The organism is Methylobacterium sp. J-070 (assembly GCF_022829385.1).
Lineage (GTDB): Bacteria > Pseudomonadota > Alphaproteobacteria > Rhizobiales > Beijerinckiaceae > Methylobacterium.
On record NZ_JAKSXX010000306.1, the window covers coordinates 1 to 1,318 of the forward strand.

Sequence of the window (1,318 nt, forward strand, 5' to 3'; positions counted from 1 at the left end):
TACGGCACCGGCGGCTTCGCCTACGGCTCAGGCAGCGCTGACCGCTCCTTCGGGGGCTACGCCACCAACGACAGCTTCCGCACCGGCTACGCCGTCGGCGGCGGCGTCGAGTACGCCCTCCCCACCGACTCGTTCCTGAACTTCTTCCACTCTAACGCGGTGACGCTGAAGGTCGAAGGTCTGTACGTGAACCTCGACCGCGGCACCAACACGCAGGGCGCGTTCGTGATCAACAGCGCCACGAACACCCCTGTGGCTTACAGCGGCGTCGGCCAGCGCAGCGATGAGTTCGCCGTTGTCCGCGCCGGCCTGAACTACAAGTTCGGCTCGTACTAAGCGACGCCGCATCTAAGCTTGACTTAAGCATCCCCAGCCCGATCAGACTGGCCGCTTAGTCATGAAGCGCCTTGGAGCCTCCTCCAGGGCGCTTTTTCGTGCGTGTCGCGGTACCTAAGTCCCCCATGCCGATCCGGCCCGAGCACCGCTTCTTCTACCCCATCGACTGGCCGCAGCTCTCGGCCGTGATCCGGTTCGGCCATGCGAGGGGCTGCTGCGAGTGCTGCGGGCGGCCGCATGGGCGGATGGTCTTCTGCTGGATGGAATGGTCGGTTGAAGTGAGCGGATCAGGCTCTGGACGGGTAGGTCTGAGCGATCGTGCCGAGCCGCGAGAAGGCCTCGGCCAACTGGTACAGGCTGGCCCGAAAGGCCTCGACCTCCGGTGTCACATCGAGTTTGAACGCCATCCTGTCGGTCTCCTGCTCCAGGTCCCGGCTCAGCTGCTGTAGGGACAGCCCGAGCGCCCGGATCTGGGGCCAGCGGGGACCGAGATCCGCGTTGGCTGTGATGGCCTGTTCCAGCGCCTTTGTGAGGCGCTCAGCGCTCTCTTGGTTGAACCGGCGCTGGAGCAGGTGAACCTCAGCCATAACAGCCTCAAGCGGCCCGGACGGTGGCGAGGAAGCGCCCAACCTCAGCGGCGAGGGTCTCGGACTGGCGCGACAGCTCCGAGGCCGCACTGAGCACTTGGTTGGCAGCAGCGCCCGTCTCCTCAGAGGCCTGGGCAACGCCGGCGATGTTGTGAGTCACCTCGCCGGTGCCCATCGCGGCCTGACTGACGTTGCGCACGATCTCCTGGGTCGCCGCGCCCTGCTCCTCCACACCTGCGGCGATCGAGGTCGCTACGCCGCTGATCTCGCGGATCCGCCCGGTGATGCCCGCGATCGATGCGACCGCCTGGCTCGTCGAGGTCTGGATCTGACCGATCTGGCTAGCGATCTCCCCGGTCGCCTTGGCGGTCTGCTCAGCGAGCGCCTTCACCTCG

General features: G+C 66.2%; 2 protein-coding genes and 1 pseudogene. 1 reads left to right on the forward strand and 2 read right to left on the reverse strand.

Features of this window, described 5'->3' with window-relative positions:
• Positions 1 to 336 (forward strand): outer membrane protein (locus tag MKL01_RS34775; protein WP_409566406.1); only part of this gene is annotated, 336 nt, incomplete at its 5' end.
• A gap of 287 nt (positions 337 to 623) precedes the next feature.
• Here MKL01_RS34775 and MKL01_RS34780 read toward each other — a convergent pair.
• On the reverse strand, positions 624 to 923 hold the full coding sequence (locus tag MKL01_RS34780; protein ID WP_243909727.1) for a hypothetical protein: 300 nt from the start codon (positions 921 to 923) through the stop codon (positions 624 to 626).
• A 7-nt stretch (positions 924 to 930) separates the two neighbouring features.
• A pseudogene (locus tag MKL01_RS34785) lies at positions 931 to 1,318 on the reverse strand (methyl-accepting chemotaxis protein); the annotation flags it as partial.